Consider the following 26,791-nt stretch of genomic DNA (forward strand, 5'->3'; position numbering starts at 1 on the left):
ATGCTCACCGCTCTTCATCATCATGGGATCGGCCCCGTCACCGTGATCAGCTTCGTGCCGTCGGGGAAGGTCGCCTCGACCTGCACCTGTCCCAGCATCTCCGGCACCCCCTCCATCACGTCGTCGCGACCGAGCACCGCCCGTCCGGAGTCCATGAGTTCGGTGACCGTACGGCCGTCGCGCGCACCCTCCAGCAGGAACGACGTGATCACCGCGGTGGCCTCCGGCAGATTCAGCTTCAGGCCCCGCTCCCTGCGCTCCTGGGCCAGCTTCGCCGCCGTGTAGATCATCAGGCGCTCACGCTCGTGCAACGTCAGAAGCATCGGCCGTCTCCACGGGGTGAGGGGAAGAACCACGCTCTTGCAGTTAATCCCAAACGTGCTCCCGTCGCAGAGCGAGAACTCGCCCAGGGTGACGATCAGCGGGCCCCTCCGACGCGTCGGACGTCCTCCGCGCGCACACCACCGGCCTGGGCGTCCGCCACGGTCGCCCGACGCGGCCGGCCGTGCAGGGTCAGATAGAAGATCTGGAGGGAATCCCGCGCTCCGCCCGTCTCGAAGCGGTTGAGGACCTTGCCCAGCGGGTTCCACAGACGCCCGTCCTGCATGCGGACGCCGACCGGCTGGCCGAAGTAGGCCCGCAGGTCGGCGTCGAAGTCCACCCAGGTCGCGCCGGCGTGGCGGACCAACACCTCGCCCACGTACGCCCCGAGGCCGAGCAGTGGCCCGCGCTCGCGCTCGCGCGAAGCACCGCCCTTGCGCATGCCGTCGATCAGGAAGTCGACGATCCGCAGGCTCGCCACGGAGTAGTCCAGAGGCAGCCGGCTGCGCCCCGTGAGACGGGCGACCAGGGTTGCCGCGTGCAGGTGCATCCCCTCCGCGTCCGGGTTGCTCTCGTCGGCCTCGGCCATGGAATCCCACCCCTTCGCTTGCTGTGGGGGCCTTGACGGGCTCCCCCGTTAGCAAGCGGATTCCATCGCCGGAACGTCACGCGACGCCGGTACGGCGACCGGTGCCGCCGCCCCGGCCGATGGGGGGCGGGGCGGCCGATGGAGGGCGGGGCGGCGGCGTGGCCGGGTGGGCCGGGCGGGTCAGCGCGCGGCGTAGCGGGACTGCCCGGCGGCGGTGCGGATGCCCGGCAGCGCGGAGTAGAGGGTCTTGCCGGGACAGAGGGTGGCGTAGCCGTCCCGGTGGCCGGAGACGGTGTTCAGCACGGCCTTCTGACCCGTCTTGTACACGCCGGTGTCGCCGGCCGCGGTGAGGGTCACCTCGGCCTGCGGGTCGACGCCGTCCAGACCGAGCTTCCAGGCGGCGAGGTCGGCGATGGCCTGCTTGGCGGCGGCGGTCGGGGTGCCGCCGTTCTCGTAGTCGCCCAGCAGGGAGATGCCCGCGGAGTCGCCGTTGAAGCCGTAGGTGTGGGCGCCGCGCACCCGTTCGCCGACGCCGCCGGCGCGACCCTCGAAGACGGTGCCGCACTTGTCGACGAAGAAGTTGTAGCCGAGGTCGTTCCAGCCTTCGGTGCGCACGTGGTAGACGAGGATCGCGCGCATGACGGCGGGTGAGTCGGCGCAGCTGTAGTCGTTGGTGCCCGCGGTGTGGTGGACGAAGACGGCCTTCACCTTGTCCAGATACTCGGGCGGGTCCTCGACCAGGGACTCGTCGGCGCCCCAGGTGGCACGGTCGACGATCGCGGGGGTGGCGGGTCCGGTGGGCGCGGTCGGCGCCGTCGTCTCGGGTGCCGGGGGAGCGGGCGGCTGGGAGGCTTCGCCCGTGGGCGGCGCGGCCGATTCGGCCGGCTCCGGCCGGGTGCTGTCGCCGGGGGCCGGGGAGTCGTCGGAGTCCGCGGGGCCGGTGGGCTCCGGGCCGGCGGTCGGCGGTGTGTCCGAGCCGGTGTCCGAAGTGGGCGCGGGCGCCCCGGTGGTGGGGTCGGCGGGGCCGGTCGGCTCCGGTGTCTTCCCGCCCTCGTCGGTGGGGGCCTCGGCGGTGGGGGAGGGGGCCGTGTCCGAGGAACCGTCGCCGGCTCCGCTGGTGGGCGTGGCGGACGAGGCGGCGTCCGGTGGGGTGTCGCCGGGCGCGGAGGAGGGGTCGGGGGAGGACGGCTGTTGCGCGGGGGCTGCGGTCTCGCCCGCGGAGTCCCCTGGCTTCGTGCCACCGTTGCCGTTGCCGTTGCCGTTGCCGGTGTTGCCCTGGCCTTGGCCGTTGCCCTTGTTCTGGCCGTTCCCCTGACCCTGGCCGTTCCCCTTGTTCTGGCCGTTCGCATTGCCCTTGCCCTGCGGGGTCGTGCCGGGGTCGATCAGGTCGAGGCGCAGTCCGTCGGGGACGGTGGTCTGCTTTCCGTCGGCCGTGACGCGTGCCTCGACCGCGTCGGACGGGCCCACCCACAGCGGTTCGGAGGCGCCGCGGGTGCCCGGGGCGCGGCCTTCGTCGGTCTCGGGTCCGACCGTGTCGAAGCCGAGGTCCCGCCAGTCGGTCCACTCGCCGTCGGCGGCGGCGCGGGTACGTATCTGGGCGGTGCCGTCGAAGGTCCTGACGCGGTCCTTCCAGGAGACACCGATCAGGGAGAACGCCTTGGTGTCGGTGCGGGGAAGGGCGCGCTTCGAGCTGTCGGAGCCGATGAGCGCGATGGTGTCCGCGCTGGCCGGGCGGGGTTCCGCGTTGTCCGTGCCCGGGGAGTGATCGAGGGTCAGGACCACGGCGGCCGTGGCCAGACCCGCGCCGCCGATCACGGTGGCACCGACGGCCAGCCAGACCCGGCGTCTGCCGGCACGTGCGCGGCGGGAACGGGAGCTTGAGGAGCTCATGGTCTTCCCTCGGTGTTGTCGAGTGCGTGCGCTTCGCGATCAGGCAGCGCGCGGGGAATGCCGGTCGGCGGATTCGAATGCGACGCGGCTCGATGACGTGCCGTCGTCATTTCCGTCCTCTCGCACATGCTATTTCGCTGTTGCGTAAGCCGGCGTTTATACCCGGCACCGGGAACGGCTGTCCAGCGAACGGAAGTAACGGACATTCGGCACTCCTGCTTCGTTCGGAGTGTCAGTAAGCTGACCAAGTGTCGGTAATGTCCAGTCGCTTGACATGGCACCCGTGGGATGACTAGAAATCGGGCGCGGCCGCCCGTGGCGTTGGCCGCCGGAATCACGGAGCGGAAATGCGCCGCAGGGTACGAGGTGATCTGGAAAAGGGGGATCCAATTCCCGGAACGCGGAATTCGTGGTTCCGGAGAATCCGGCGACGAACCGCCGACCCACCTCACTTCGTGCGGAGCGGGATCCGGAGGACTTCACCGGGCTCGACAAGGGCCAACCTGCGCTAAAGTACGTCAAATTCGGGCTGTTTCACCCCTGGGAGACTCCCGTGGCTCAGCAGGAGCGTGCCATCCGGACCCGCCGCGCGGTGCTCGACGCGGCCGCCACGGTCTTCGCCGAACGGGGTTACGCCGCGGCCACCGTCGCCGAGATCCTCAGCCGGGCCAAGGTGACCAAGGGCGCCATGTACTTCCACTTCGACTCGAAGGCCTCCCTCGCCCGGGGCGTGCTCGCGGCGCAGACCGGCATGGAGCACCATGTGCCCCGCGGACTCAAGCTCCAGGAATGGGTGGACGCGGGGATGACGCTTGCCGCCCGCCTCCCCGGGGAACCCCTGCTCCTCGCCGGTGTGCGGCTCTCCGTCGATCTCCAGGGCCGTGACGTCTTCGGCAGCGTCTGGCCCGCCTGGACGCAACGCACCGCGGACTTCATCGAGGAGGCCAAGCGCCGCGGCGAAGTGCTGCCGCACGTCGTGCCGGAGACGACCGCGCACCTCTTCCTCGGGGCCTGGATCGGCGTCCAGTTCGTCTCCCAGGCGGTCGCCGGATGGGCCGATCTGGAGCGGCGGACGGCCGATCTCTTCGAGCATGTGCTGCCGGCCCTCGCCACCCCGGCGGTACTGGCCCGGCTCGACACGGCTCCCGACCGGGGAAGCCGTGTCATCGCGGAGGCGGAGGCGGTGTCGGTGACCGCCGGGGCCGCCGACGGCTGAACGGCGGGGCATTCGCCGCTCGGCCAGACGGAATCGGGCAGTCGGAACCGGCCGGTCGGAACCGGCCGATCGGAACCGGCCAGTTGGAACCGGCCGGTCGGAACCGTTCCGGTCAGGCCTCCCCGCCCGGCCCCAGTGACCGCTGCTTGACCCGCTCCAGATGCCGGGTGAAGACCTCCCGGGTCCGAGGGGTCAGGGTGCGCAGGGCCACCAGAGCGGTGATCACCACGTCGCACAGTTCCGCCTCGACGTCGTCCCAGGTGTGGGTGGTGCCCTTGCGCGGGTTCCGGCCGGTCGCGCCGATCACCGCCTGGGCGACCTCGCCGACCTCCTCCGACAGCTTCAGGACCCGGGGCAGTACCGCCGCCTCCCGGCCCTCGTCGAGGGGACGGTGCCCGTCCAGCCAGGCCCACAGGTCGTCGACGGTGGACCAGATGTCCTCGGGCGGTGCCGGCGCGGCGCCGGGGTGCTGATCGCTCATGCAGCGCAGCCTGCCACGACCGCCGGCTCCTGCTCCGGGCCTTGCGGCGGCCCGCCATGGCCGTCGGACCTGTTCCCGCCCGCGCCGCGGCCCGCCACGACCGCCGTGTCCTATTCCTCGAAAAGCACCTCCTGTTCCTCGAAAAGCGCCTCCTGCTCCCCCTCCATCTCCCTGCGGAGCCGCCGCACCCGCGCGCCCAGGACCACGGACGTCGCCGCGGCCACCGTCGCGAACGCCGCCGGGACCATCCAGCCGCGGTTGACGGTGTGTCCGAGGGCGTGGTCCACGGAGAGCCGGCCGGAGCCCGTGATCGCCAGGCCCGCGGAGGTCAGGCCCAGCGAGGCGGCGTACTCGTAGCCGCCGCTCTGGGCGAAGAAGCCGCTGGGCGCGTGCACCGCCGCCGCCCCCGCCATCGCGCCGGCCGCGGCCGCGCCCGCCGCCGGGGTCGCCAGGCCCATGGCCAGCAGCAGACCGCCGCCGGCCTCCGACAGCCCGGCCGCCATCGCGCTCGCCTTCCCCGGCCGGTATCCCACGGACTCCATGAACCGCCCGGTCCCCTCGATCCCGCCCCCGCCGAACCAACCCAGCAGCTTCTGCGCGCCGTGCGCGGCCAGCACACCGCCGGTACCCAGCCGGAGCAGCAGCAGGCCCAGATCGCGTCGGTCGTAACAGGTCACGGTGACTCCCCAGGCAGACGGCGGAAGAACAGCGGCATCGGACTTCTTCCGGGTGTCCACCGTCGCACCGACCACCCCCGCCGGGCCCGTCCCGCGCGCCGTTCGGGTGGCGGGGTCCGGGGACCGGTGTGACGCTGCCGACATGACGATTCAGACCGCCAGACTGAGCGACCCGGCCGTCCGTGCCTTCGTCACCGCCGTCAACGCCCATGACCGCGAGGGCTTCATGCAACTCCTCGCGCCCGGCGCGACCATGGCGGACGACGGGACCGACCGAGACCTCGCCGAGTGGATCGAGGAGGAGATCTTCTCCACGCACGGCCACATGGAGGTCGACAACGAGTCCGCCGGCGGCCGCGCCCTCCTCGCCCGCTATCGCAACGACACCTGGGGCGAGATGCGCACCCGGTGGGCGTTCACCATCACCGACGACGGCCGGATCTCGCGGTTCGAGACCGGGCAGGCGTAGAGCGCCAGGAACTTCCTCCCTCACAGGGAGGGGAGCAGTCAAAAGGACGCTGGGACGCGGCGGCGGGGGGCGGCGAGCCGACGTGCGGCCGTCGGTGAGCGCAATCCGACAGGGCATTCGGTGACCTGTCCTTTGATCATCTTTTGATCAGGCTTTGAGGACATGTCGCGCACGGGGTCGGGCTCGCTTTGTACGGTCCCCGGGTGCGTGATTCCTCTCGGTCCCCCCACCTGTCCCGGCGTTCCCTGCTCACCCTGGCCACGGCCGCCCCGCTGACCGCCATGACCGCCACCGGCCCGGCCGCGGCCGCCACCCCGGCCCGCGCCGCGACCCCCGCCCGCGCCGCCACCGTGATCGGCGGTGAACGGCTGGCCCTTCCGGGGGTGCAGGTGAGCGGCGCCACCGGCCTGCCCGGCCGCCTCACCGCCCGTGCCTGGCTCCTCGCCGACTGGGAGACGGGCCACGTGCTCGCCGCCCACCGCGCGCACCAGCCCCTCGCGCCCGCCTCCACGCTGAAGATGCTGTTCGCGGACACGGTGCTGAGGAAGTTCCACCGCGCCGAGCGGCACACCGTCACCGACGCCGAGCTGGCCGACATCCCCACGGGTTCCAGCCTCGTCGGGATTCAGGCCGGGACCACCTACACGGTGGAGCAGTTGTGGCAGGGCGTGTTCCTGCGCTCGGGCAACGACGCCGTGCACGTGCTCGCCCACATGAACGGCGGGGTGGCGAAGACGGTCGCCGAGATGCAGGCCAGGGCGGAGGACCTCCAGGCCCTGGACACCCACGTGGTCAGCCCCGACGGCTTCGACCACCCCGGTCAGCTGTCCTCGGCGTACGACCTGACGCTGATCGCCCGGCACGGGCTGCGCAACGCCGACTTCCGCGGCTACTGCGGCACGCGCGACGCCGACTTCCCGGCCGGCCGGAACAAGAGCTTCCAGATTCAGAACACCGACCGCCTGCTGACCGGCGCGTGGGGCCTGAGGGCGTACAAGGGCCTGATCGGGGTGAAGAACGGCTATACCAGCGACGCCGGAAACACCTTCACCGGCGCGGCCGTACGCGGTGGCCGGACCCTGCTGGCCACGGTGCTGAACCCCGCGAACGGCAGCAACGCCGTCTACGAGGAGACCGCCGCCCTGCTCGACTGGGGCTTCGGACAGGGGCGTTCCGCACAACCCGTCGGCACGCTGGTCGAGCCGTTGAGCGAGGGCGGGGCGAAGGCGGACGCGGGCGTGGGTGCCCCGCCCGGGAAGCAGGCCGCACCGGCCGCCGCCGGGCCGCCGGGCGCGGCGGCCGACCGCCCCTCGGCCTGGCGGCTGCTGGAAGGCGCGGGCGGGACGGTCGCGCTGCTGACCGGCGGTATGTGGGCGCTGCGCCGGCGCCGGGCCGCGGCCGCCGGCTCCGGAGGCCGCCACCGGCGCTGAGCCGCAGCCGTCCGTGCCGCAGTTGTCCATGCCGCAGTCGTCCGTGCCGCAGTCGTCCGAGCGGCAGCCGTTCCACGCACCGGTGCGCACCCCGCGGTCCCCCCGCGGGGTCCACCCCCGACCGGTGCCGTGGAACGGCTGCCGCCTCCCCCCTGAGATGTGGCTCTGGGCCCGGCCGGCGGAAGCGGGCTGCTCCAACTGTGAAGCTCTGATGGAGGAGATGTCGAGCATAGGTGGACTACCGGTCCGATGGTGCGGAGTTGGGATTCCGTTTGTGCAGATTGCCCGTCGGTGGCCCGTTCCGCCGTCCGTCCCGGGCCGTTCGGCTCCGTTCCGGGCCGCTCAGCCCCGCCCCACGTACGGCATCGTCGTCGCCAGCACCGTCGCGAACTGCACGTTCGCCTCCAACGGCAGCTCGGCCATGTTCCGCACGGTGCGCGCCACGTCGGCGACGTCCATCACCGGTTCCGGGACCACCTCCCCGTTGGCCTGGAGGGCGCCCGACTCCATCCGGGCCGTCATGTCGGTGGCCGCGTTGCCGATGTCGATCTGCCCGACCGCGATCCGGTACGGCCGCCCGTCCAGGGAGAGCGCCTTGGTCAGGCCGGTCAGGGCGTGCTTGGTGGCGGTGTAGGGCGCCGAGTGGGGCCGGGGCGTGTGCGCCGAGATCGAGCCGTTGTTGATGATCCGGCCGCCCTGCGGCTCCTGCTCCTTCATCTGCCGGTAGGCCGCCTGCGCGCACAGGAAGGCCCCGTTGAGGTTGGTGTCCACCACGTGCCGCCACGCCTCGTAGGACAGGTCCTCCACCGGCACGCCGCCCGGCCCGAACGTGCCCGCGTTGTTGAACAGCAGGTCGACGCGCCCGAACCGCTCGACGGCGGCGGCGAACAGCGCGGCCACGTCCCCGGGCCGGGCGACGTCGGTGCGTACGGCGAGGGAGGCGGCCCCCGGGGCGAGCGCCGCCGTCTCCTCCAGCGTCTCGGGGCGCCGCCCCGCCAGGGCCACGGACCAGCCCGCGCGCAGCAGTTCCACGGCGACGGCCCGCCCGATGCCCGAGCCGGCGCCGGTCACCACGGCGATCTTCGAATGCCTGTCGGTCATGGCACCGGAGCGTACGAGGACGGTCCGCCACGCGGAATCCACTGTCCGCCATACGGATGCCCGCCCCATGCCGCGGGGCTCAGACGAGCGCGGGCTCCCGGTCCTGACCGGCCTCCGGTCCGCCCGCCTCCCCCGGATACCGCACGCCGATCCGCTCCCGCACCGCGTCGAACGTCCGCATCACCGCCAGGGTGCCCTCCAGCGGTACGAGCGGAGACTCCGTCTCGCCGGTGCGCAGGGCCCGCATCACCTCCAGCGCCTCGTGCCGCAGGCTGGTGCGCGGACCGTCGGCCGGGTCCGCGGTGAACTCCTCCGGCTCACGCCCGTGCCGGCGCAGCACGAAACGCTCCGGGTGGAAGAAGCCGGAGGGCACGTCGATCCGGCCCTGGGAGCCGGTGACCGAGGCGCAGGTCGCCGTGGAGCCCGTGATGGAGCAGTGCAACTGGGCCAGCGCGCCGCCGTCCCAGGAGAGCAGCGCGCCGGTCTGGAGGTCGACACCCTCCGCGGACAGCACCGCCCTGGCCGTCACGTCCGACGGCTCGCCGAGCAGCAGCTGCGCGAACGCCACCGGGTACACGCCGAGGTCGAGCAGCGCCCCGCCGCCGAGGTGCGGGTCGCGCAGCCGGTGCGAGGGCGGGAAGGGGCCGGCGAGCCCGAAGTCGGCCTGGACGGTGCGCACTTCGCCGATCGCGCCGTCCTCGACCAGTGCCTTCAGGCGCCGTACCAGTGGATTGCAGTACATCCACATGGCCTCCATCAGGAACCGGTCGTGCTCCCGGGCGAGCGCGACGAGTTCCCGGGCCTGCCGCAGGTTCAGCGTGAACGGCTTCTCGCACAGCACGTTCCGCCCGGCCTCCAGGCACAGGCCGGCGGCCGCCCGGTGGGCCGCGTGCGGGGAGGCGACGTAGACGACGTCGACGTCCGGGTCGTGGGCGAGCGACTCCCAGTCGCCATAGGCCCGCGGGATCCCGAACCGTTCCGCGAACGCCCTCGCCGGCTCCTCGGCCCGCGAGGCCACCGCCACGACCTCGGCGTCCGGCAGGTCCACCAGGTCCGCGGTGAACGCGGCCGCCATCTGGCCGGTCGCCAGAATCCCCCAGCGCACCGTCTGTTCCGCCACCCCGGACACTTCCGACATCCCGGACCCCACCCTCGCTCACGCGTTCCTCGGCTCGGTGTACGAGCTGAGAGCATAGGCGGCGGATCAGACGGAGAAGGCCGAAGACGGCCGGTGAGGGCCGGAGAGGGAGGGGCACACATGTCGGAGGGTGGGGCGCCGGCGCCGCACGCGCCGCGGACGGCCGTACCGGAGCGGGGACTCGCCGGACCACCGGCGCGCGCGGCCCGCAATGCCGGGCTGCTGGTGACCCTGATCCTCGGCGGCCTGACCGCGACGCCTCCGCTCGCGATGGACATGTACCTCCCGTCGCTGCCGGAGGTCACCCGGTCCCTGCACGCCCCGGCCGCGACCGTCCAGCTCACGCTGACCGCCTGCCTGGCCGGCATGGCGCTCGGGCAGATCGTGGTCGGCCCGATGAGCGACCGGTGGGGGCGCCGCCGCCCGCTGCTGGCCGGGCTGGCCGTCTACGTCCTCGCCACCGCGCTGTGCGCGCTCGCCCCGAACGTCGAGACGCTGGTCGCCTTCCGGCTGGCCCAGGGACTGTCGGGCGCGGCCGGCATCGTGATCGCCCGCGCGGTCGTCCGGGACCTGTACGACGGCGTGGCCATGGCCCGCTTCTTCTCCACCCTGATGCTGATCTCCGGGGTCGCCCCGATCGTGGCGCCGCTGATCGGCGGGCAGATCCTGCGGGTGACGGACTGGCGGGGCGTGTTTGTCGTCCTCACGGTGGTCGGGGCGCTGCTGGCCGTGGTCGTCTGGACCCGGCTGCCGGAGACCCTGCCGCCCGCCCGGCGGCACGGCGGCGGGGTGGGCGAGACGCTGGGCTCGATGCGCCGGCTGCTCGCCGACCGCGCCTTCACCGGGTACCTGCTCGCGGGCGGCTTCGCCTTCGCCGCGCTGTTCGCGTACATAGCGGCCTCACCGTTCGTGATCCAGGAGATCTACGGCGCCTCCCCGCAGACGTACAGCCTGCTGTTCGGGCTCAACTCGGTCGGGCTGGTCATCGTGGGCCAGATCAACGGCCGGGTGCTGGTCGGCCGGGTCCGCCTGGACCGGGTGCTGGCAGTCGGCCTCGCCGTGGTCATCCTGGCCGCGGCCGGCCTGCTGCTGATGGCCGCGGGAGTCTTCGGGAACGTGGGCCTGGCGCCCGTGGCCGCCGCGCTGTTCGTGCTCATGTCCGCGATGGGCGTCACCCTGCCCAACACCCAGGCGCTCGCCCTGATGCGCACCCGGCAGCACGCCGGCTCCGCGTCCGCCCTGCTCGGCACGTCGTCCTTCCTCATCGGCGCGGTCGCCTCCCCGCTGGTCGGGATCGCCGGGGAGCACACCGCCGTGCCCATGGCGCTGGTCCAACTGGCGGCCGCGCTGGTGGCGCTGGTCTGCTTCATGGGAATGTGCCGTCCCTGGAGGCCACGTGCGGCCGGGAGCCCGGGGGAGGAGAGCTGAGCGCACCGAGACTGCGCGGGGACACCCCGGAGAATGCCGGACTGGACCCCGCCGAGCTGCGGCACCTCGTCCGCGAGGTCCACGACCTCACCGCCGGGGAGCACCCCTGGGCGGCGGGCGCCGTCGTCATCGCCGGGCGTGGTCCGGTGGTCGCCGTCGCCGAGGCGGCGGGCTGGGCGGTGCGGTACGCGTCCTACGACCCCGCCACCGACCGGGGGGTCGAACTGCCGCTCTCCCAGCGGGTGCCTATGACCCTGGACACGCCGTTCGACCTGGCCTCCCTCACCAAGCTGTTCACCGCGGTCGCCGCCGTGCAGCAGATCGAGCGGGGCACGCTGGGCATCGACGCGCGGGTGGGGGCGTACCTGCCGGAGTTCCGGGCCGCCGCCGCGCACGGCGTCACCGTACGGCAGCTGCTCACCCATACCTCCGGGCTGCGCCCCGAACTCCCGCTGTACGACTGCCCCGACGACGCCTCCCGGTCGGCGATGCTGCGCGCGGAGGCCCCGGTGGGCGAACCCGGCACGTACACCTACTCGGACCTCAACCCGCTGCTGCTCCAGCGCGTCCTGGAGCGGATCACCGGCCGCCCCCTGGACGTCCTGGTCCGCGACGGGATCACCCGCCCGCTGGGCATGGCGTCGACCCGCTTCGGCCCGTGCCCCGGCGCGGCGGCGACCGAGGACCAGCGGCGGCCCTGGGCCAAGGCGGACCGGGGGATGCTGCGCGGGGAGGTCCACGACGAGAACGCCTGGGCGCTGGGCGGTGTGGCCGGGCACGCGGGCCTGTTCTCGACGGCCCCCGACCTCGCGGTCTTCTGCCGCGCGCTCCTCGCGGGCGGCTCCTACGGTCCCGCACGGATCCTCGGCCCCGACTTCGTCGAGCTGCTGCTCGCCCCGCCGGGCCTGGGTTTCGCCGTGGACCAGCCGTGGTTCATGGGCGAGCTGGCGGGCGGCGGCGCGGCGGGCCACACGGGCTTCACCGGCACGTCCCTGGTCCTCGACCCGGCCACGGACACCTTCCTGGTCCTCCTGGCCAACACGGTCCACCCCCGCCGCCGCCCACCGACAAGCGCCCCGCGCACGGCAGCCGCGACCCGCCTGGCACGAGCGGTACGAGCAGGCCGCCGGGCCTGAGCGGCGAGCGGCCCGGGTGACCTGCGGGGGAGTGGGAGGCACGGCGGTCCGGGCGGCATGCCGGGCTTGGGTGGTCCGGGTGGTGTGCCGGGCCTGAGCGGCGCTCGCGGTCCGGTCGACCTGCGCGGTGGGAGGCGCGGGCGCGGTCCGGGCGGCATGCCGGGCTTGGGTGGTCCGGGTGGTGTGCCGGGCCTGAGCGGCGCTCGCGGTCCGGTCGACCTGCGCGGCATGGGAGGCGCGGCGCTCCGGGCGGCATGCCGGGCTTGGGTGGTCCGGGTGGTCTGCCGGGCCTGAGCGGCGCTCGCGGTCTGGTCGACCTGCGCGGCATGGGAGGCGCGGGCGCGGTCCGGGTGGTGTGCCGGACGTGGGAGGCGCGAGCGTGGTCGGGGCGGCGTGCTGGGTCTGGGAGACGAGAGCGGGTCCGGGGTGGCTCGCTGCGACCCGGCCGGCGCGGGCGGCCCAGGCGGCCTGCCGGACGTGGGAGGCGCGAGTGGGGCCGGGCTGCCCGCCGGGTCTGAGAGGCGCGAGCGGCCAGGGCGGTATGCCGGGCCTGGGAGGCGCGGATGGTCCAGGCGGCCCGCCGAAGCTGAGAGGTGCGGGCGGGCCGTTGGAGCTGGGGGCTCCGGGCGGGCCGTTGGAGCGGGGGGCTCGGGCGGGACGTCGGAGTTGGCAGGCTCGGGCGGTTCGGGGGGCTCGGGGGAGCTGAGAGAATCGGACGGTGAATGACGTCGTACCCCCGTCGGAGACCCTCCGTGCCGCGCTCTCCGGGCTGCTCGACGGGCTGCCGCCACGGCAGGCCGCGGGTGCCGTGGAGCGGCTGATCGCCAACTACCGGGGAAGCACCCCGACCGACGCGCCGATCCTGCGCGACCGCGCGGACGTGGTCGCCTACGCCGCCTACCGGATGCCGGCCACCTTCGAGGCGGTCCGCTCGGCGCTGGACGCGTTCGCGGAGGCCGCGCCCGAGTGGACGCCCGCCAGTCACACCGACGTCGGCGGCGGGACCGGCGCCGCCGCCTGGGCCGTCGGCGCCACCTGGGACGGCATCCGGCCGGTGACCGTGCTCGACTGGGCCGAGCCCGCGCTCGCCCTCGGCCGGGAGATCGCCGAGGCCGACCCGGCCCTGCGGGACGCCCGCTGGCAGCGCGCCCGGATCGGCGCGGCGCTCACCCTCGACGACACCGACCTCGTCACCGTCTCCTACGTCCTGGGCGAGCTGACCGAGGCCGACCGCGCGGCCGTCGTGGCCGCCGCCGCGGCCGCCGCCCGCGCCGTCGTGGTCGTCGAGCCCGGCACACCCGACGGCTACGCCCGCGTCATCGAGGCCCGGGACCGGCTGATCGAGGCCGGCTTCCAGGTCGCCGCGCCCTGCCCGCACAGCGCCGCCTGCCCGATCGTGCCCGGCACGGACTGGTGCCACTTCTCGGCCCGGGTCAGCCGGTCCTCCCTGCACCGGCAGGTCAAGGGCGGCTCCCTCGCGTACGAGGACGAGAAGTTCAGCTACGTCGCCGCCACCCGCTTCCCGGTCGCCCCGGCCCCCGCGCGCGTCGTCCGCCGCCCCCAGATCCGCAAGGGCCAGGTCCTGCTGAACCTCTGCACGCCCGACGAGGGCCTGCAACGGGAGACGGTCACCAAACGCCACGGCGACCTGTACAAGGCGGCCCGCGACACGGACTGGGGCGACCCCTGGCCGCCTCTCGACCCGACGCGCTAGAAACCTGCCCCCGCACGGTCCGGGAGGAGTGGCGAGACGCGCCGTCTCACACCCCTGCTACCGTCGGCGCATGCCCGACAAGCCCGCCCCCGACGCCAGCCGCCGCAGTGAGAAGTCCCGCCGCGCGATCTACGCCGCCGCCCTCGCGCTCGTCGCGGAGACCGGGTACCCGAAGACCACGATCGAGTCGATCGCCGCGCGGGCCGGGGTGGGCAAGCAGACGATCTACCGCTGGTGGCCCTCGAAGGCGGACGTGCTCATGGAGGCGTTCCTCGACCTCGGCGAGCAGGCGGCGGCCCGGCAGGGAGACGCGCGGGAGGACGGGCAGCCGGACGGGATCCCCGACACCGGCGACCTCGCCGCCGACCTCAAGGCCGTCCTGCGCGCCACCGTCGACGAGCTGTTCGACCCGGCGTTCGAGGCGCCCGCCCGGGCCCTGGCCGCCGAGGGCGTGGTGAACGAGCAGCTCGGCCGGGAGTTCGTGGCCAAGCTGCTCCAGCCGCAACTGGAGCTGTACGTCCGCAGGCTGCGCTCGGCCCAGGACACCGGCGCCGTACGCCCCGGAGTCGACCCGCGCATCGCCCTGGAGCTCTTCGTCTCCCCGCTCGCCCAGCGCTGGCTCCAGCGCACCGCGCCGATCTCCTACGAGTACACCGACACCCTCGTCGACTACGCCCTGTACGGGCTCGCGCCACGCTGAGCGCCGCCGCGGCCGCCCCGGAGGCGGGCGCGGCCACCCCGGTTGCGGGCTCCGGCCCCCCGAGGCGGAGGATGGTGGGACCATGGGGCATGCTGTCCACACCAGCGAGGTCAGGGGATAGATGAGCGCGGAGTTCGGCGACCGCACCGGCCGGCAGGGCAAACTCACCAGGTGGCTGCGGGGACGCCGCCCCAAGGAGACGGCCGGCGACGGCGGTCGTGAGGACCTGCTGCTCGCCGCCGCCACCGCGGGACTCCCCCTCGCGCCCGCCGCGCACCCGGCCACCGCATACGGCTGCTCCTGCGACCGCGTCGGCTGTCCCACGCCCGCCCGGCACCCGGTGTCGTTCGCCTGGCAGACGCAGTCGACCACCGACCGCGCCCAGATCGAGCGCTGGGCCCGGCACCAGCCGCAGGCCAACTTCATCACCGCGACCGGAATGGTGCACGACGTCCTCGACGTGCCCCTGGAGGCCGGCCGCGAGGCCCTGGAGCGGCTGCTCGCCGAGGGCGTCGAGGTCGGCCCGGTCGCCGAGAGCGACGACGGCCGCATGCTGTTCTTCACCCTCACCCGCGGCACGCCCGAGGACGAGGACGAGTGGTGGCCCTGCGAGCTGGACTGCCATCCGGAGACCATGGACGAGCACCCGGGCCTGCGCTGGCACTGCCGCGGCTCCTACGTCCTGGTACCGCCGGCCCGCCTGCCCGGCGACGACGACCAGCAGGTGCGCTGGCTGCGCGGCCCCGAGCACGCCCTCCCGGACCCGCTGAGCCTCCTGGAACCCCTCACCGACGCCTGCGCCCGCCACGCCGCCCAGGCACCGGACCCCCACTCCACGACCTGGCCCCTGCACCACTGAATCCCCGGCGCCGCTGAACTCCCGGGTACCACCGAACCCCCTGCGGCGGAACCCCGTGGCCCGGGGACCCCGTGCCGGACACCGTGTGCGCGGTCCGTGCGGGTCCCGGACCCTACTCGCCCTGGGCCGAGGTGAGGCCCTGGACGCGGGCCAGTATGGACACCCGCTGCCCGGCCGCGCCCCTCGGCGGATCGAGGGCCACCTCGTTGGAGACGAACTCCATCGTCAGGGACTGCTTGACCTCGCCCGTGGTGAGGGCCTGGACGTCCTTGTTGGGGGTGGGGACGGAAGCCCCCTCGGCGGCGGTCTGCTTCTCGTAGTGGCGGGTGGTGAAGAACACCAGCGCGCCGCCGTCCGCGGTGCGCAGCGCCAGAGGGGCGTAGGCGCCGTCCGTCAGGGGCTGGTCGATGTACTGCCGCGCCAGCCCGGGCCGGCTCGCGGCCCTGGTACGCAGCTTGCGCCAGCCGGTGGTGTGGGTGCCGTCGGCGAAGGTGTCCCCGCCGCTGCCCAGGTACGCCGCGTAGTCCTTGCTCAAGTCGCCGGGCGCGACCGCCAGTTCGGTGCTGCTCTCGGGCAGTGCCTCGGCCAGGCCGTCCGCGTCCTTCCGGAACTTTGGTACGTCTCCGGGGGATGCCAGCGTCAGGAACGCCACCCGCCACTGCTCGGTGACGCCGTAACGCAGGAACACCAGCAGCCACCGCTGGTCGCCGCCCTTGTTCCCCTTGGCGTCGGCGAGGAACCAGCGCGGCCAGCCCGCCTTCTTGGGGATCGTGAACTTCGTGTCCGTCAGCGTCAGCGGCGTGTGCGCGGAGTTGCCGCCCGGGTTGTTGGTGCGCCCCGCCTTCAGCCGCGCGCCGTCGATGGCGCCGAGCGCGCCGGTGACGAAGTCCGCGTCCAGGGTGCGGTCGTAGGCCTTGTCGGCCTTGTTGTAGGCGTCGGTGAACCGTGCCAGCGCCTTCGCGGCCTCCGCGGGGGTGGTGGCCGGGAGCACCTCACGCTCCCCGTGCACCACCACGCACCCGCTCGCCGTCAGCGTCAGCGCGGCCGCCGTGACCGCCGCCGTCGCCCAACGCTCAAGCCTGCGAAGCCTTTGAGGGTCGCGAACCCTGCCCATCAGCCACCGTCACCTTCCTCTTCCCGGAGGCGAACCCTACCGGGGCGAAGAAGACCGTGAGCGTCGGGACCAGGTACAGCAGCCACACCGTGACCTGGATGACCGTCGGGTCCGGCTGGAAGTTGAACACGCCCTTCAGCAGCGTGCCGTACCAGCTGTCCGGCGGGATGGCGCCGCTGATGTCGAAGGCGAGGTTGCCCAGCCCCGGCACCCAGGCGGCCTCCTGGAGGTCGTGGACGCCGTACGCCAGCACGCCCGCCGCGACGACGACCAGCATGGCGCCGGTCCAGGTGAAGAACTTGGCGAGGTTGATCCGCAGCGCGCCCCGGTAGAACAGCCAGCCCAGGAGGACCGCCGTGGCCAGGCCGAGGGCGACCCCGATCAGCGGGCGCGGGGTGCCGTCGGAGGCCGCGTGGACCGACGCCCACACGAACAGCGCCGTCTCCAGGCCCTCACGGCCCACGGCCAGGAACGCGGTGGCGACCAGCGCGCCCGTGCCCATCGCCAGCGCCTGGTCCAGCTTGCCGTGCAGCTCGGACTTCAGATGCCGGGCGGTGCGCCGCATCCAGAAGACCATCCAGGTCACCAGGCCCACGGCGACGATCGACAGGGTCCCGCCGAGCGCCTCCTGCGCTTCGAACGTCAGCTCCTGGGAGCCGAATTCGAGGACGCAGCCGAAGCCCATGGCGATCGCGACCGCGATGCCGATGCCGGTCCAGATCGGCCTCAGGGCGTCCCTGCGGCCGGTCTTGACCAGATAGGCGATGAGGATGCACACGACGAGGCTGGCTTCCAGCCCCTCGCGCAGGCCGATCAGATAGTTGGAGAACACGGGTCACGCCTCCTCGGACAGCAGGGTGCGTCCCCACCAGTCGTGCGCGTCACGCACGCCGGGCGGAACCGCGAAGACCGCCGAACCCACGTGCTGGATGTACTGGTTGAGCGCGTCCGACGCCGCCAGCTTGCGCTGGAGCGGGATGAACCCGTTGCGTGGGTCGCGCTGGTAGGCCAGGAAGAACAGTCCGGCGTCCAGGCGGCCGAGGCCGTCGGTTCCGTCGGTGAAGGAGTAGCCGCGGCGCAGGATCGTGATCCCGCCGTTGGCGTCGGGGTGCGAGAGCCGTACGTGCGCGTCGGGCTTCATCGCCTTCAGGAACGGCTCGTCGTGCTCCTTGGCCCTGCCGACCGGTGCGCCCTCGCCCTTGTCCCGGCCGAAGATGTCCTCCTGCTCCTGGAGCGGAGCCCGGTCCCAGGTCTCGATGTTCATCCGGATGCGCCGGGCGACGACGTACGAACCCCCGTGCATCCAGGCGTCGTTCGCGCCGCCGTCCTTGTCGCCGACCCAGACGAACTCGTCCAGCCGGCCGGTCTCGGTGCCCGCGATGTTGCGGGTGCCGTCCTTGAAGCCGAAGAGGTTGCGCGGGGTGTGGGCGTCCGGGGTGGTCGAGGAGGTCTTGCCGAAGCCGAGCTGGGACCAGCGGACGGCGACCTTGCCGAAGCCGATGCGGGCCAGGTTGCGGATCGCGTGCACGGCGACCTGCGGGTCGTCCGCGCAGGCCTGGATGCACAGGTCGCCGCCGGTGCGGGAGCGGTCCAGGTTGTCGCCGGGGAACTTGGGCAGGTCCACCAGGGCGGCCGGCCGCCTGTCCCGCAGCCCGAACTTCTCGAACAGCGACGGCCCGAAGCCGATGGTCAGCGTCAGCCGCGAGGGCTTGAGACCGAGCGCCTCGCCGGTGTCGTCGGGCGGCGCCTCGGCGAGTCCACCGTACGCGCCCTCACCGACCTCCTTGCCCGCGGTCATCCGGCGCGCGGCGGCCGTCCAGTCCTTCAACATCCGCACGAACTCGGCACGGTCGTCGGTCTTCACGTCGAACGCGGCGAAGTGCAGGCGGTCCTGCACGGGCGTGGCGATGCCGGCCTGGTGGGCGCCGTGGAACTCCACCGCGCCGCCCGCCTCCGCGCCGACCGGGTCGAGGTCGGAGCCGGCCTTGGTCATCGCCACCGCGCCGCCGGCCGCGACGGCACCGAGCGCGATCCCGGCCCCGCCCCAGCCGATCACGGCACGGCGGGACGGAGTGCCGCCCTGGGTCTCGGTCATGTCCCGCCCTCTACTTCACAACGGCCGCGGCGAGCTTGGACAGCGGCTCGGCGAGCGCGTTCACCGCGTCCGAGAGCTCCTTGCGCTCGTCCTTGCCGACCTTGTCGTAGGAGACGAAGTCGTACGACGTCTTGTCCGTGCGGTACTTGTCGAGAAGCGTTTCGAGCGCGGCGAACTGCTTGTCGAGCTCCTTGGCCAGCGCCGGGTCGTTCTTCGAGGCGACCGGCTTGAGGAGTTCGTACGCCTTCTGCGCGCCCTCGACGTTGCCCTTGAAGTCGACCAGGTCGGTGTGGGCGTAGCGGTCCTCCTCGCCGGTGACCTTGCCCTGGGCGACCTCGTCGAGGAGTTCCTTGGCGCCGTTGGCCATGGAGGTCGGGGTGATCTCGGCGGTGCCGACCCGCTTCTGCCAGTCCTGGAGGTCGGTGAGGAGCTGGCCGGCGAGCGCCTTCTCTTCGGCGCCGATCCTGCCATCCTTCCACAGCGACTTCTCCAGGCGGTGCCAGCCGGTCCACTTCTGGCCGTCCTCCAGGCCGTCCTCGCGGACGTCGACCTTGGGGTCGATGTCGCCGAAGGACTCCGCGACCGGCTCGGTGCGCTCCCAGCCGAGGCGGGAGATCGCGTACGCCTTCTTGGCGGCCGGCACGTCGCCGGCCTTGATCGCCTTCACGAAGGCCTCGACGCGGGGCAGGGTCTCGTCGGCCTGCTCCTGGGCGTACCGGCGGTAGTCGGCGACGGCCGCGTCCAGCTTCGGGTCGCGCTTGGCGACCGTGCCGCCGGTCGCCTTGACCTCCTGGCGGATGCCCTTGCCCTTCATGCCCGGCTTGCAGGCGATGACGTAGTCGCCGGCCTTCACCTCGGCCGTGACCTTCTGCTTGATGCCGGGGCCGATGTTCTCGCGCTCGGCGACGATCCGGTCGTCCGGGAAGAGGAGGTAGACCTCGGTGACCTTCGAGCCCTTGTTCTCGATGGCGAGCTCGACGTGCCCGGCCGGGAACGCCTTCTTCGACACCTCGCAGGAGTCGTCCTTCGCGGTCACGTCGACCACACGGCCGGCGTCCTGCGTGCCGCTTTTCTGCGTACAGGCCGTCACGGCGGTCAGCGCGACCGCCGCCGCGGCGGTGATGACGGAGAAGCGGACGGCTCGCACGAGGGCTCCCGGAAGTGGCTGGAAGGTGACCTGACACCCCACGACCCTTGGTGAGGCTTGCCTAACTTAACCGAGGCTTACCTGGTTCCTACCCGTGCGGACCGTGATTCCTGTCTCATGATCGGCGCACGGGAACGAACTGATCGCGAATATGTCAAGAACGGGCAAAGGGGTGGTCAAGGTCGAGTCAAAGGCTTCGTCTGGGGGTCACCAGGACCGCGCCCGTACGCGGGTGCGGCAGTACTTCGACCCCCTGGTCGTAGACCCGGGAGAGCAGTGCCTCGGAGAAGACCTCGGCGGGCGGTCCGTCGGCCACGACACGACCGGCGCACAGGATCGCGACCCGGTGCGCGTACGCGGCGGCCAGTCCCAGATCGTGCAGCACCACGACGACCGCGTCCCCGGCGTGCGCCCTTTCCCGGCACAGCCGAAGCACCATCTCCTGGTGCTTCAGGTCGAGCGCGGCGGTCGGCTCGTCGAGCAGCAGCAGCGGTGCCCGCTGGGCCAGCACCCGGGCGAGCGCGACCCGGGCCCGCTCGCCGCCGCTGAGCGCCGGGAACGGGCGCGCGGCGAACGCGGTCACCTCGGTGGCGGCCATCGCCTCGGCCACGATCCGCTCGTCCTCGTCCGGGGAGGCCGAGGACGCGTGCGGGGCACGGCCCATCCGTACGACTTCCTCGACGGCGAAGGGGAAGGAGAGCGCCGCCGACTGCGGCAGCACGGCGCGGCGCAGCGCGAGTTCGGGCGCGGACCACTCGTGGGCCGGGCGGCCGTGGACGCGCACCACGCCCCGGGTGGGCGGGAGATCGGCGGCGAGCACGCCCAACAGGGTCGACTTCCCGGCGCCGTTGGGGCCCACCAGGGCCAGCACCTCACCGGCGCGGACCGCGACGTCGACGCCGTCGAGCACCTCGCGGGCGCCCCGGCGCACATGCAGCGCCTCCGTCTCGGCGAGCACGTCACCGGCCCGGGCCGCGGCGGGGGGAACCGGTCGGATCCTCGGCAGTCTCATGCCCAGCCTCCTTGCCTGCGGCGGGTGCGGCGCAGCAGCCAGAAGAAGAACGGGCTGCCGACCAGTGCGGTGAGCACGCCGAGCGGAAGCTCGGCGGGTGCGGCGACGGTGCGGGCGGCCAGGTCCGCGGCGAGCAGGACGAGCGCGCCGAGCAGGGCGCTACCCGGCACCAGGAAGCGGTGCCCGGGCCCGGCCGCCATCCGCAGCAGATGCGGTACGACCAGGCCGACGAAGCCGATGATGCCGGAGACACTGACGGCCGCCGCGGTCAGCAGGGCGATGACCAGCACCAGCACGACGCGCAGCCGCTCCACGTCCACGCCCAGGTGCCGGGCCGGACCCTCGCCGAGCGAGAGCAGGTCCAGACGGCGCGCGTACAGCGGCGCGACGCCCAGTCCGAGCACCGCGCACGGCAGGACGGCCATGACCTTCGGCCAGGTGGCCTGGGAGAGCGAGCCGAGCTGCCAGAAGGTGATCTGGTTGACCGCGGCGGAGTCCGCGAAGAACAGGAACAGCCCGATCAGGGCGCCCGCGAAGGCGTTCACCGCGATCCCGGTGAGGATCAGCGTCACCACCTCCGTACGGCCGCCCGAGCGCGCCATGGCGTACACCGGCAGAACCGTGCCCAGACCCGCGACGAAGGCGGCCACCGGGACCGTCCAGGTGCCGAGGAAGTCAAGACCGAGGGCGATCGCGGCGACGGCGCCGACCGCCGCGCCCGAGGAGACCCCGATGACGCCCGGCTCGGCCAGCGGATTGCCGAACACTCCCTGCATCAGCGCGCCCGCGCAGCCCAGCGAGGCGCCCACGAGCAGGGCAAGGACGATGCGCGGGAAGCGCACGTTCCACAGCACCGACTCCGCGACCCGGTCGAGACCGCTGCCGCCGAGCCCGATCCGGTGCAGCACGGAGGAGAGCACCTCACCGGTCGGCACCGGGTACGCGCCGGTCCCGGCGGCGAGGGGCACCAGCACGAGCAGACCGAGCACCAGAGCACCCGTCAGGAACCAGGACGTGCCGCGCCGCTTCCGGCCGGCCGGCGCGGGCGCCGCCCGGAGGGGTCGTACGGGCTTGTCGTCCAGCGCCGTCACCGGGCGCCGCCCGCGTACAGCTGGTCGACGATCGAGCGCAGCACCTGGTCCGTGCGCGGGCCGTAGTTGAGCAGTACGCCGTCCTCGACCGACACGACCCGGCGCTCCATGCCGGCCGGTGTCTGGGCGATGCCCGGGATCTTGACCAGCCCGTCGAGGCCGCCGACGGATTCGAGGCCCTTGCTCATCACGAGGATCGCGTCCGGCGCGGCCTTCGCCAGCGCCTCGGTGGTGATGGCGGTGAAGTCCTTCGTCAGCCCCGAGCCGGCGCCCGCGTCGATCCCGCCGGCCGCCTCGATGAGCGAGGTCGCACCGGACCCGGCGCCGCCGATGAGATAGACCGAGGCCGAGCCGCGCAGGTACAGGAAGGCGACGCGGGGGTGGTCGGCGTGCGCCGGGATCGCCTCGCGGACGGCGTCGATCCGGTCCTGGGAGCGCTTGGTCAGCTCCTGGCCCGCGGCCGGGACGCCGAGCGCGTCGGCGACCGCCCGGATGCGCGCTCCCACGTCGGCGAGGCCCGCGGCCGGCTTCACCACGAGGACGGGGACGCCCGCGGCGCGGATCTGGTCCATGGCCTCCACCGGCCCGCTGGTGGTCTCGGCCAGCACCAGGTCCGGGGCGAGGGACAGGACGCTCTCGGCGGACACGTCGTGATTGCGTGTCACCACCGGCAGTTCCGCAGCCTGCTGGAAGGTGGCGGTGATGTCACGGGCGACGACCCGGTCGCCGAGCCCCAGCGTGAACACGATCTCGCTGAGGCTTCCGGACAACGGGACGATCCTGCGCGCCTTCTCGACGGTCACCTCCTCGGCGTCGGCGGAGCGGACCGTGACGGGCAGCCGGGGTGAGGGTGTTCCGGCCAGGGGTTCGAGGCGGTTGCCGACGGCGGCGGCCGCCGTCCCGGCCGCGGCTCCCTGGTCCGTGCCGGAGGGTCTGGAGCCGGAACAACCCGTAGCGGTCAGAGTGAGGGCGAGCACGGACACCAGTGCTCCCGCCAGTGTTGTGCGCAAGCGTCGCACGGTTCCGTCCGTTCCTTTCGGGGGGTACTGCCAGCATCTGACCGGCACAGCTTAGGTTAGCCTTACCTTCGTTCGCCACCGGTTGTGGATCGGGAGGTTCCCCATGCCCGCGCGTCTTCGCGCTCTGGTCACTGCGTCGTTCACGGTTCTCGCCGTGCTCGCCGCGGCGCTGTCGGCGGTCCTGCTGCCTGCCGCCGCCGCGCACGCGGAGAGCCGTACCGTCCAGGGCGGCCGACTGGACTGGGGCATCAAGTCCTCCTTCCAGAGCTATGTCACCGGGCCCGTGGCCAAGGGGAGTTTCCTCCTGACCGGCGGAGCCGCGACCGTCGGCGGCAGCACCTTCCGCTTCCACTCGGCGAGCGGCTCCTACGACGGCGCCACGGGCGCGTTCCGCGCGGCCTTCTTTGGCGGGGTCCGCTTCGTCGGACATCAGGCGGCGAACGGCGGGTATCAGCTGGACCTCACGCTCAGCCGTCCCACCGTGAGCATCAACGGCTCCGTCGGCACCCTCTACCTGGACGTCGTCAGCAAGGCGAAGGACACCGGGAGGGTCACGACCTCCGCGCAGGTGCCCTTCGCCACCCTCTCCCTCGGCGGCATCGACATGAGGGGCGGCGACGCCGTCGTCCTCAACAACCTGCCCGCCACCCTCACCACCCAGGGCGCCCGGTCCTTCGCCGGCTACTACACGGCCGGGACCCCGCTGGACCCGGTGAGCCTCGCGGCGGACGTACGCCCGGCCGCGAAGGCGGCGGCCCCGTCGCCCACGCCCACCCCGTCCGCGTCCAAGTCCGCGCAGAAGGAGACGACTTCGCGCCGGACGCTCGTGAACGGCGCCGTCGACTGGGGTGTGCGCCGCACCTTCCGCGAGTACGTCACCGGCGACATCGCCCGCGGCAAGTGGACCCTGACCGGCGGGGCCCAGGACGGCGGCGCCCTCTTCCGCTTCCCCTCCGGCCGGGGCACGTACGACGAGGGCGCACTCGACGCCACCTTCAAGGGCATCGTGCGCTTCACCGGCGCGCACGGCCTGGACCTGGAACTGAGCGCCGTCCGCGTCACCGTCGCCAAGGGAACGGGCGCGCTCTACGCAGACGTGGCGAGCGACCGCCTGACCGGCAAGAGGGTCCCCCTGGTCACCTTCGCGGCCAAGGGCCTGACCGCCCGCGACGGCCTGGCGAAGGTGACCGAGGCACCGGCCGAGCTGACAGCCCGTGGCGCCGAGGCGTTCGGTGGGATGTACCCGGCGGGCACCGCGATGGACCCGGTGTCCCTGGCCGTCGCCCTCACCGGCACCGCCGAGCTGCCCGCCCTGCCCGACCTGGGCAGCGCGGTCACCGGAACCGCCTCGCCCGCACCCACGACGGCCGCCCCCGCCCCCTCGGCCGAGCCGGTCGCGGCCACCGGCGACGACGGCACTCCGGTCCTGCCGGTCGCGCTCGGCGCGGCAGGTGCGCTGGTGGTGGCACTCGGCGGGGCGGCGCTCTACCGCCGCAGGAACCGTACGGCGTCCGCCGCGCCCGCCGAGGGTTCCGGTACGGCGGCGGACTCCGGTGCCGAGGCCTCCGGCTCCGGTTCCGAGACCGACTCCGGCTCCGACTCCGGTGCCGGCGAGGAGCGGTCCGCCGGGTCGTGACCCTGCCCGGCCGTCTCGGCCGGCCGGGCCCCAAGCCCCTCCCCTCAACCCCCCACGTCCTGATTCCCTCCGCCGCCCCACAGGCGGACCCCGTCACGAGGAGAACCGTCATGTCCGCCACCGCCACCCGCGCCCGCAGACGGCCGGTGATGTTCGCCGCCGCCGTGGCCACGGCCACCGCGCTGGGCGCCGCCGCCCTGGCCACGGCCCCCGGTGCCGCCGCGGCCTCCGTGCCCCTGACCGGCTACGAACTGAGCTGGGGCATCAAGGAGTCGTACCGCAACTACGTCACCGGCCCGTACACCAAGGGCACGTTCACCGTCACCGACGGCGCCTCCCAGGCCGACGGCAACGGCGTCTTCACCTTCACCGACGGCCAGGGCACCTACGACAGCACCAACCACACGCTGCACCTGGCCTTCAAGGGCACCCTCGTCGCCGAGTCGCCGGTGCACGGGTTCAAGCGGGTGCTCAGCGACTTCCAGTACGACAGCGCCACGGGCGTCCTCACCGCCGACCTGACCGCCGACGGCGGGCCGACCCAGCAGGACGTGCCGTTCGCCAAGGTCGCGGCCCCGGCCGGCTCGGACATGAGCGGCCTGGACACCACCCTCACCACCGAGGCCGGCACCTTCCTCGGCAGCCCCTCCTACGCGGGCGCGGCGGGCGACCCGCTGTCGGTGGTGAAGAAGCAGGGCACGACGTCCCCGAGCCCGTCGCCCAGCGAGTCGGAGACCACCTCGCCCGAGCCGACGTCCTCGCCCGAGCCGACGTCCTCGCCCGAGCCGACGTCCTCGCCCGAGCCGACGTCCTCGCCCGAGCCGACGTCCTCGCCCGCCTCGCCGGCTTCGCCGAGCGAGTCGGAGACCGGCAACCCGTCGTCTCCGAAGCCCAGCGACTCGGCCTCCCAGAGCGCCAAGCCCACGGCGTCCACCTCCCCGTCCGCGTCCACCGCTCCCGCTCCCTCCAAGGGCGACATAGCGGACGGCAGGCTGACCTGGGGTGTGAAGGAGTCCTTCCGCGGCTACGTCGTCGGCCCGGTGGCCAAGGGCCTGATCACGGCGTCGGACGGCGCCTCGCAGGCGTCCGGCAACGGCGCCTTCACCTTCGCCGACGCCACCGGCACCTACGACACCGAGGCCGGCACCCTCTCCGCCGCGTTCAAGGGCTCGGTGAACTTCACGGGCCACCAGGGCGAGGGCGGCGGCTACGGGCTCGACCTCACCCTCGACAATGTCCGGGCCGCTCTCGACGGCGGGTCCGGCAAGCTGACCGCCGATGTCACCAGCCTCGGCGAGAAGTCGCCGAACGTGGTCCTGGCCGACCTGAAGGGCGCCTCCATCAAGCTCGCCGCCAAGAACGACGTCATCACCGTGAACGACGTGACAGCGACGCTGACGGAGGCCGGCGCCAAGGCGTTCGGCGGCTTCTACGACAAGGGCGCCGCGCTCGACCCGGTGAACCTGTCCGTCGCCCTCACCAAGGGCGCCGAACTCCCCTCCGGCAACGGCACGTCGGGCGGCGGCTCCGGCACGGGCGGCACCGGAACCTCCGGCGGCACGGGCGGCACGGGCGGCACGGGCGGCATCGGCGGTACCGGTTCGACGACCGGCGGCACCGGCTCCACCACCGGCGGCATCGGCGGCAGCATGGCCGCGACCGGCTCCAACGTCCCGGTCGGCGCCCTGGGCGCGGCCGCCGCGGCGACCGTGGCGGCGGGCGCGGGCGTGCTCTACGCTCTGCGCAGGCGGCGCGACACGCAGGCCTGATCCGCGTCGGCGGCGGTACCGTCCCGTTCGGACGGCACCGCCGCCGCGGTGCTTCAATGCCCGGGTGACTGACTACGACGTGCTGCGCGTCTTCAGCGGGCCGCGCGGCGGCTACGGCAACGAACTCGGTGTCGTCCGCGACGGCTCGCGCGTTCCGGACCGGGACGACCGCCAGGAACTGGCCGCCAAACTCGGCTTCAGCGAGACGGTGTTCGTCGACGACCCCGAGCGCGGCGTCATCGACATCTTCACCCCCACCCTGCGCCTGCCGTTCGCGGGCCACCCCTGCGTGGGGGTGGCCTGGCTCCTTGACGTGCCGGAACTGGTGACCCCCGCCGGGACCGTGGGCACCCGCCTGGACGGCGAGTTCACCTGGATCGAGGCCCGCCCCGAGTGGGCGCCGCCACGCACCCTGCGCCAGTACGCCACCGCCGCCGAGGTCGACGACCTGCCCGTACCGCCACCCGGCGAGTGGATCTACGCCTGGTCCTGGGAGGACGAGGCCGCCGGCCGCATCCGAGCCCGCGCCTTCCCCGGCCGCGACGACGGGATCGAAGAAGACGAGGCAACAGGCGCGGCGGCCCTGCTCCTCACGGCCCAACTGGGCCGAGCCCTCAACATCATCCAGGGCACGGGCTCCCAACTCCTCACGGCCCCCCAACCGGGCGGCTGGGTGGAGGTCGGGGGCCGCGTGGTCCTGGAACGCTGAAACGCTGTCAGCCCCGGGCGCATCGGGCCACCGCGCAGGCGGTCGGCCCG

General features: G+C 73.3%; 25 protein-coding genes. 11 read left to right on the plus strand and 14 right to left on the minus strand.

Annotated elements, in window-relative coordinates:
- Positions 1–20: 20 nt before the first annotated feature.
- The 3 genes from ACWC91_RS10850 to ACWC91_RS10860 all read right to left on the minus strand — a co-directional run bounded on the left by ACWC91_RS10850 (position 21) and on the right by ACWC91_RS10860 (position 2,800).
- A complete protein-coding gene (locus ACWC91_RS10850) occupies positions 21–323 on the minus strand; it encodes an urease subunit gamma (RefSeq protein WP_225074442.1) in 303 nt (100 codons plus the stop codon).
- A gap of 95 nt (positions 324–418) precedes the next feature.
- Positions 419–910: a hypothetical protein gene (locus tag ACWC91_RS10855; RefSeq protein ID WP_450642996.1), complete on the minus strand. Its 492-nt coding sequence runs from the start codon at positions 908–910 to the stop codon at positions 419–421.
- Between the two features lie 180 nt (positions 911–1,090).
- Positions 1,091–2,800: an N-acetylmuramoyl-L-alanine amidase gene (locus ACWC91_RS10860; RefSeq protein WP_450642997.1), complete on the minus strand. Its 1,710-nt coding sequence runs from the start codon at positions 2,798–2,800 to the stop codon at positions 1,091–1,093.
- 553 nt (positions 2,801–3,353) lie between these two features.
- Between ACWC91_RS10860 and ACWC91_RS10865 the strand changes: the two genes are divergently transcribed.
- Complete coding sequence (locus ACWC91_RS10865) at positions 3,354–4,016, plus strand: ScbR family autoregulator-binding transcription factor (RefSeq protein WP_450642999.1); 663 nt, start codon at positions 3,354–3,356, stop codon at positions 4,014–4,016.
- A gap of 112 nt (positions 4,017–4,128) precedes the next feature.
- Here the strand turns inward: ACWC91_RS10865 and ACWC91_RS10870 are convergent, their stop codons facing one another.
- Positions 4,129–4,497 (minus strand): MazG-like family protein, encoded by a 369-nt coding sequence (locus tag ACWC91_RS10870; protein WP_450643001.1) that lies wholly within the window; start codon positions 4,495–4,497, stop codon positions 4,129–4,131.
- A 110-nt stretch (positions 4,498–4,607) separates the two neighbouring features.
- Positions 4,608–5,174, minus strand: a complete 567-nt coding sequence (locus tag ACWC91_RS10875) for a DoxX family protein (protein ID WP_376500553.1) — start codon at positions 5,172–5,174, stop codon at positions 4,608–4,610.
- A gap of 142 nt (positions 5,175–5,316) precedes the next feature.
- Here ACWC91_RS10875 and ACWC91_RS10880 point away from each other — a divergent pair, with 142 nt between their 5' ends.
- Both ACWC91_RS10880 and ACWC91_RS10885 read left to right on the plus strand, forming a co-directional pair.
- Positions 5,317–5,643, plus strand: a complete 327-nt coding sequence (locus tag ACWC91_RS10880) for a nuclear transport factor 2 family protein (RefSeq protein WP_225074437.1) — start codon at positions 5,317–5,319, stop codon at positions 5,641–5,643.
- Positions 5,644–5,846: 203 nt separating this feature from the next.
- Positions 5,847–7,073, plus strand: coding sequence for a D-alanyl-D-alanine carboxypeptidase family protein (locus ACWC91_RS10885; protein WP_225074436.1), 1,227 nt, complete (start codon positions 5,847–5,849; stop codon positions 7,071–7,073).
- Between the two features lie 342 nt (positions 7,074–7,415).
- On the opposite strand, the gene ACWC91_RS10890 is transcribed toward ACWC91_RS10885, so the two are convergent.
- Positions 7,416–8,174: an SDR family oxidoreductase gene (locus ACWC91_RS10890; RefSeq protein ID WP_450643004.1), complete on the minus strand. Its 759-nt coding sequence runs from the start codon at positions 8,172–8,174 to the stop codon at positions 7,416–7,418.
- Between the two features lie 79 nt (positions 8,175–8,253).
- Positions 8,254–9,312: a Gfo/Idh/MocA family protein gene (locus ACWC91_RS10895; RefSeq protein WP_450643005.1), complete on the minus strand. Its 1,059-nt coding sequence runs from the start codon at positions 9,310–9,312 to the stop codon at positions 8,254–8,256.
- Positions 9,313–9,432: 120 nt separating this feature from the next.
- Between ACWC91_RS10895 and ACWC91_RS10900 the strand changes: the two genes are divergently transcribed.
- The 5 genes from ACWC91_RS10900 to ACWC91_RS10920 all read left to right on the plus strand — a co-directional run bounded on the left by ACWC91_RS10900 (position 9,433) and on the right by ACWC91_RS10920 (position 15,149).
- Positions 9,433–10,740 (plus strand): multidrug effflux MFS transporter, encoded by a 1,308-nt coding sequence (locus ACWC91_RS10900; RefSeq protein WP_376500557.1) that lies wholly within the window; start codon positions 9,433–9,435, stop codon positions 10,738–10,740.
- Complete coding sequence (locus tag ACWC91_RS10905) at positions 10,689–11,876, plus strand: serine hydrolase domain-containing protein (protein WP_225074432.1); 1,188 nt, start codon at positions 10,689–10,691, stop codon at positions 11,874–11,876. Before ACWC91_RS10900 ends, ACWC91_RS10905 begins: the two co-directional genes overlap by 52 nt.
- Before the next feature lie 718 nt (positions 11,877–12,594).
- Entirely contained in the window at positions 12,595–13,590 is a 996-nt protein-coding gene (locus ACWC91_RS10910; protein ID WP_450643008.1) for a small ribosomal subunit Rsm22 family protein, read from the plus strand.
- A gap of 70 nt (positions 13,591–13,660) precedes the next feature.
- The gene (locus ACWC91_RS10915; RefSeq protein ID WP_225074430.1) at positions 13,661–14,290 is read left to right on the plus strand and encodes a TetR/AcrR family transcriptional regulator; all 630 of its coding nucleotides are present in this window, start codon (positions 13,661–13,663) and stop codon (positions 14,288–14,290) included.
- A gap of 121 nt (positions 14,291–14,411) precedes the next feature.
- On the plus strand, positions 14,412–15,149 hold the full coding sequence (locus tag ACWC91_RS10920; RefSeq protein WP_225074429.1) for a bifunctional DNA primase/polymerase: 738 nt from the start codon (positions 14,412–14,414) through the stop codon (positions 15,147–15,149).
- Between the two features lie 112 nt (positions 15,150–15,261).
- On the opposite strand, the gene ACWC91_RS10925 is transcribed toward ACWC91_RS10920, so the two are convergent.
- The 7 genes from ACWC91_RS10925 to ACWC91_RS10955 form a co-directional block, all read right to left on the minus strand.
- Entirely contained in the window at positions 15,262–16,263 is a 1,002-nt protein-coding gene (locus ACWC91_RS10925) for a hypothetical protein (protein WP_225074428.1), read from the minus strand.
- Positions 16,223–17,095, minus strand: coding sequence for an iron uptake transporter permease EfeU (efeU, locus tag ACWC91_RS10930; RefSeq protein ID WP_225074427.1), 873 nt, complete (start codon positions 17,093–17,095; stop codon positions 16,223–16,225). The genes ACWC91_RS10925 and efeU overlap by 41 nt, the downstream gene beginning before the upstream one ends.
- A gap of 3 nt (positions 17,096–17,098) precedes the next feature.
- Positions 17,099–18,358, minus strand: a complete 1,260-nt coding sequence (gene efeB, locus ACWC91_RS10935; RefSeq protein ID WP_225074426.1) for an iron uptake transporter deferrochelatase/peroxidase subunit — start codon at positions 18,356–18,358, stop codon at positions 17,099–17,101.
- 10 nt (positions 18,359–18,368) lie between these two features.
- A complete protein-coding gene (gene efeO, locus ACWC91_RS10940) occupies positions 18,369–19,505 on the minus strand; it encodes an iron uptake system protein EfeO (RefSeq protein WP_450643011.1) in 1,137 nt (378 codons plus the stop codon).
- 187 nt (positions 19,506–19,692) lie between these two features.
- Complete coding sequence (locus ACWC91_RS10945; protein WP_450643013.1) at positions 19,693–20,517, minus strand: heme ABC transporter ATP-binding protein; 825 nt, start codon at positions 20,515–20,517, stop codon at positions 19,693–19,695.
- A complete protein-coding gene (locus ACWC91_RS10950; RefSeq protein ID WP_450643014.1) occupies positions 20,514–21,608 on the minus strand; it encodes a FecCD family ABC transporter permease in 1,095 nt (364 codons plus the stop codon). The genes ACWC91_RS10945 and ACWC91_RS10950 overlap by 4 nt, the downstream gene beginning before the upstream one ends.
- Entirely contained in the window at positions 21,605–22,618 is a 1,014-nt protein-coding gene (locus ACWC91_RS10955; RefSeq protein WP_450643016.1) for a heme/hemin ABC transporter substrate-binding protein, read from the minus strand. Before ACWC91_RS10955 ends, ACWC91_RS10950 begins: the two co-directional genes overlap by 4 nt.
- A gap of 112 nt (positions 22,619–22,730) precedes the next feature.
- Between ACWC91_RS10955 and ACWC91_RS10960 the strand changes: the two genes are divergently transcribed.
- The 3 genes from ACWC91_RS10960 to ACWC91_RS10970 all read left to right on the plus strand — a co-directional run bounded on the left by ACWC91_RS10960 (position 22,731) and on the right by ACWC91_RS10970 (position 26,741).
- Complete coding sequence (locus ACWC91_RS10960) at positions 22,731–24,263, plus strand: HtaA domain-containing protein (protein WP_450643017.1); 1,533 nt, start codon at positions 22,731–22,733, stop codon at positions 24,261–24,263.
- 110 nt (positions 24,264–24,373) lie between these two features.
- The gene (locus ACWC91_RS10965) at positions 24,374–26,032 is read left to right on the plus strand and encodes an HtaA domain-containing protein (RefSeq protein WP_450725875.1); all 1,659 of its coding nucleotides are present in this window, start codon (positions 24,374–24,376) and stop codon (positions 26,030–26,032) included.
- Positions 26,033–26,096: 64 nt separating this feature from the next.
- The gene (locus ACWC91_RS10970; protein WP_225074420.1) at positions 26,097–26,741 is read left to right on the plus strand and encodes a PhzF family phenazine biosynthesis protein; all 645 of its coding nucleotides are present in this window, start codon (positions 26,097–26,099) and stop codon (positions 26,739–26,741) included.
- Positions 26,742–26,791 lie beyond the last annotated feature (50 nt).

This window comes from Streptomyces sp. NPDC001204, from assembly GCF_053598035.1.

Excerpts from the sequence above, each read along its gene's own strand:
- ACWC91_RS10920 (WP_225074429.1), top strand. The coding sequence starts at position 14,412 with ATGAGCGCGGAGTTCGGCGACCGCACCGGCCGGCAGGGCAAACTCACC.
- ACWC91_RS10895 (WP_450643005.1), bottom strand. The coding sequence starts at position 9,312 with ATGTCGGAAGTGTCCGGGGTGGCGGAACAGACGGTGCGCTGGGGGATT.
- ACWC91_RS10850 (WP_225074442.1), bottom strand. The coding sequence starts at position 323 with ATGCTTCTGACGTTGCACGAGCGTGAGCGCCTGATGATCTACACGGCG.
- ACWC91_RS10890 (WP_450643004.1), bottom strand. The coding sequence starts at position 8,174 with ATGACCGACAGGCATTCGAAGATCGCCGTGGTGACCGGCGCCGGCTCG.
- ACWC91_RS10880 (WP_225074437.1), top strand. The coding sequence starts at position 5,317 with ATGACGATTCAGACCGCCAGACTGAGCGACCCGGCCGTCCGTGCCTTC.
- ACWC91_RS10925 (WP_225074428.1), bottom strand. The coding sequence starts at position 16,263 with ATGGGCAGGGTTCGCGACCCTCAAAGGCTTCGCAGGCTTGAGCGTTGG.
- ACWC91_RS10855 (WP_450642996.1), bottom strand. The coding sequence starts at position 910 with ATGGCCGAGGCCGACGAGAGCAACCCGGACGCGGAGGGGATGCACCTG.
- ACWC91_RS10860 (WP_450642997.1), bottom strand. The coding sequence starts at position 2,800 with ATGAGCTCCTCAAGCTCCCGTTCCCGCCGCGCACGTGCCGGCAGACGC.
- ACWC91_RS10960 (WP_450643017.1), top strand. The coding sequence starts at position 22,731 with ATGCCCGCGCGTCTTCGCGCTCTGGTCACTGCGTCGTTCACGGTTCTC.
- ACWC91_RS10870 (WP_450643001.1), bottom strand. The coding sequence starts at position 4,497 with ATGAGCGATCAGCACCCCGGCGCCGCGCCGGCACCGCCCGAGGACATC.
- ACWC91_RS10965 (WP_450725875.1), top strand. The coding sequence starts at position 24,374 with ATGTCCGCCACCGCCACCCGCGCCCGCAGACGGCCGGTGATGTTCGCC.
- ACWC91_RS10900 (WP_376500557.1), top strand. The coding sequence starts at position 9,433 with ATGTCGGAGGGTGGGGCGCCGGCGCCGCACGCGCCGCGGACGGCCGTA.
- ACWC91_RS10945 (WP_450643013.1), bottom strand. The coding sequence starts at position 20,517 with ATGAGACTGCCGAGGATCCGACCGGTTCCCCCCGCCGCGGCCCGGGCC.
- ACWC91_RS10915 (WP_225074430.1), top strand. The coding sequence starts at position 13,661 with ATGCCCGACAAGCCCGCCCCCGACGCCAGCCGCCGCAGTGAGAAGTCC.
- efeB (WP_225074426.1), bottom strand. The coding sequence starts at position 18,358 with ATGACCGAGACCCAGGGCGGCACTCCGTCCCGCCGTGCCGTGATCGGC.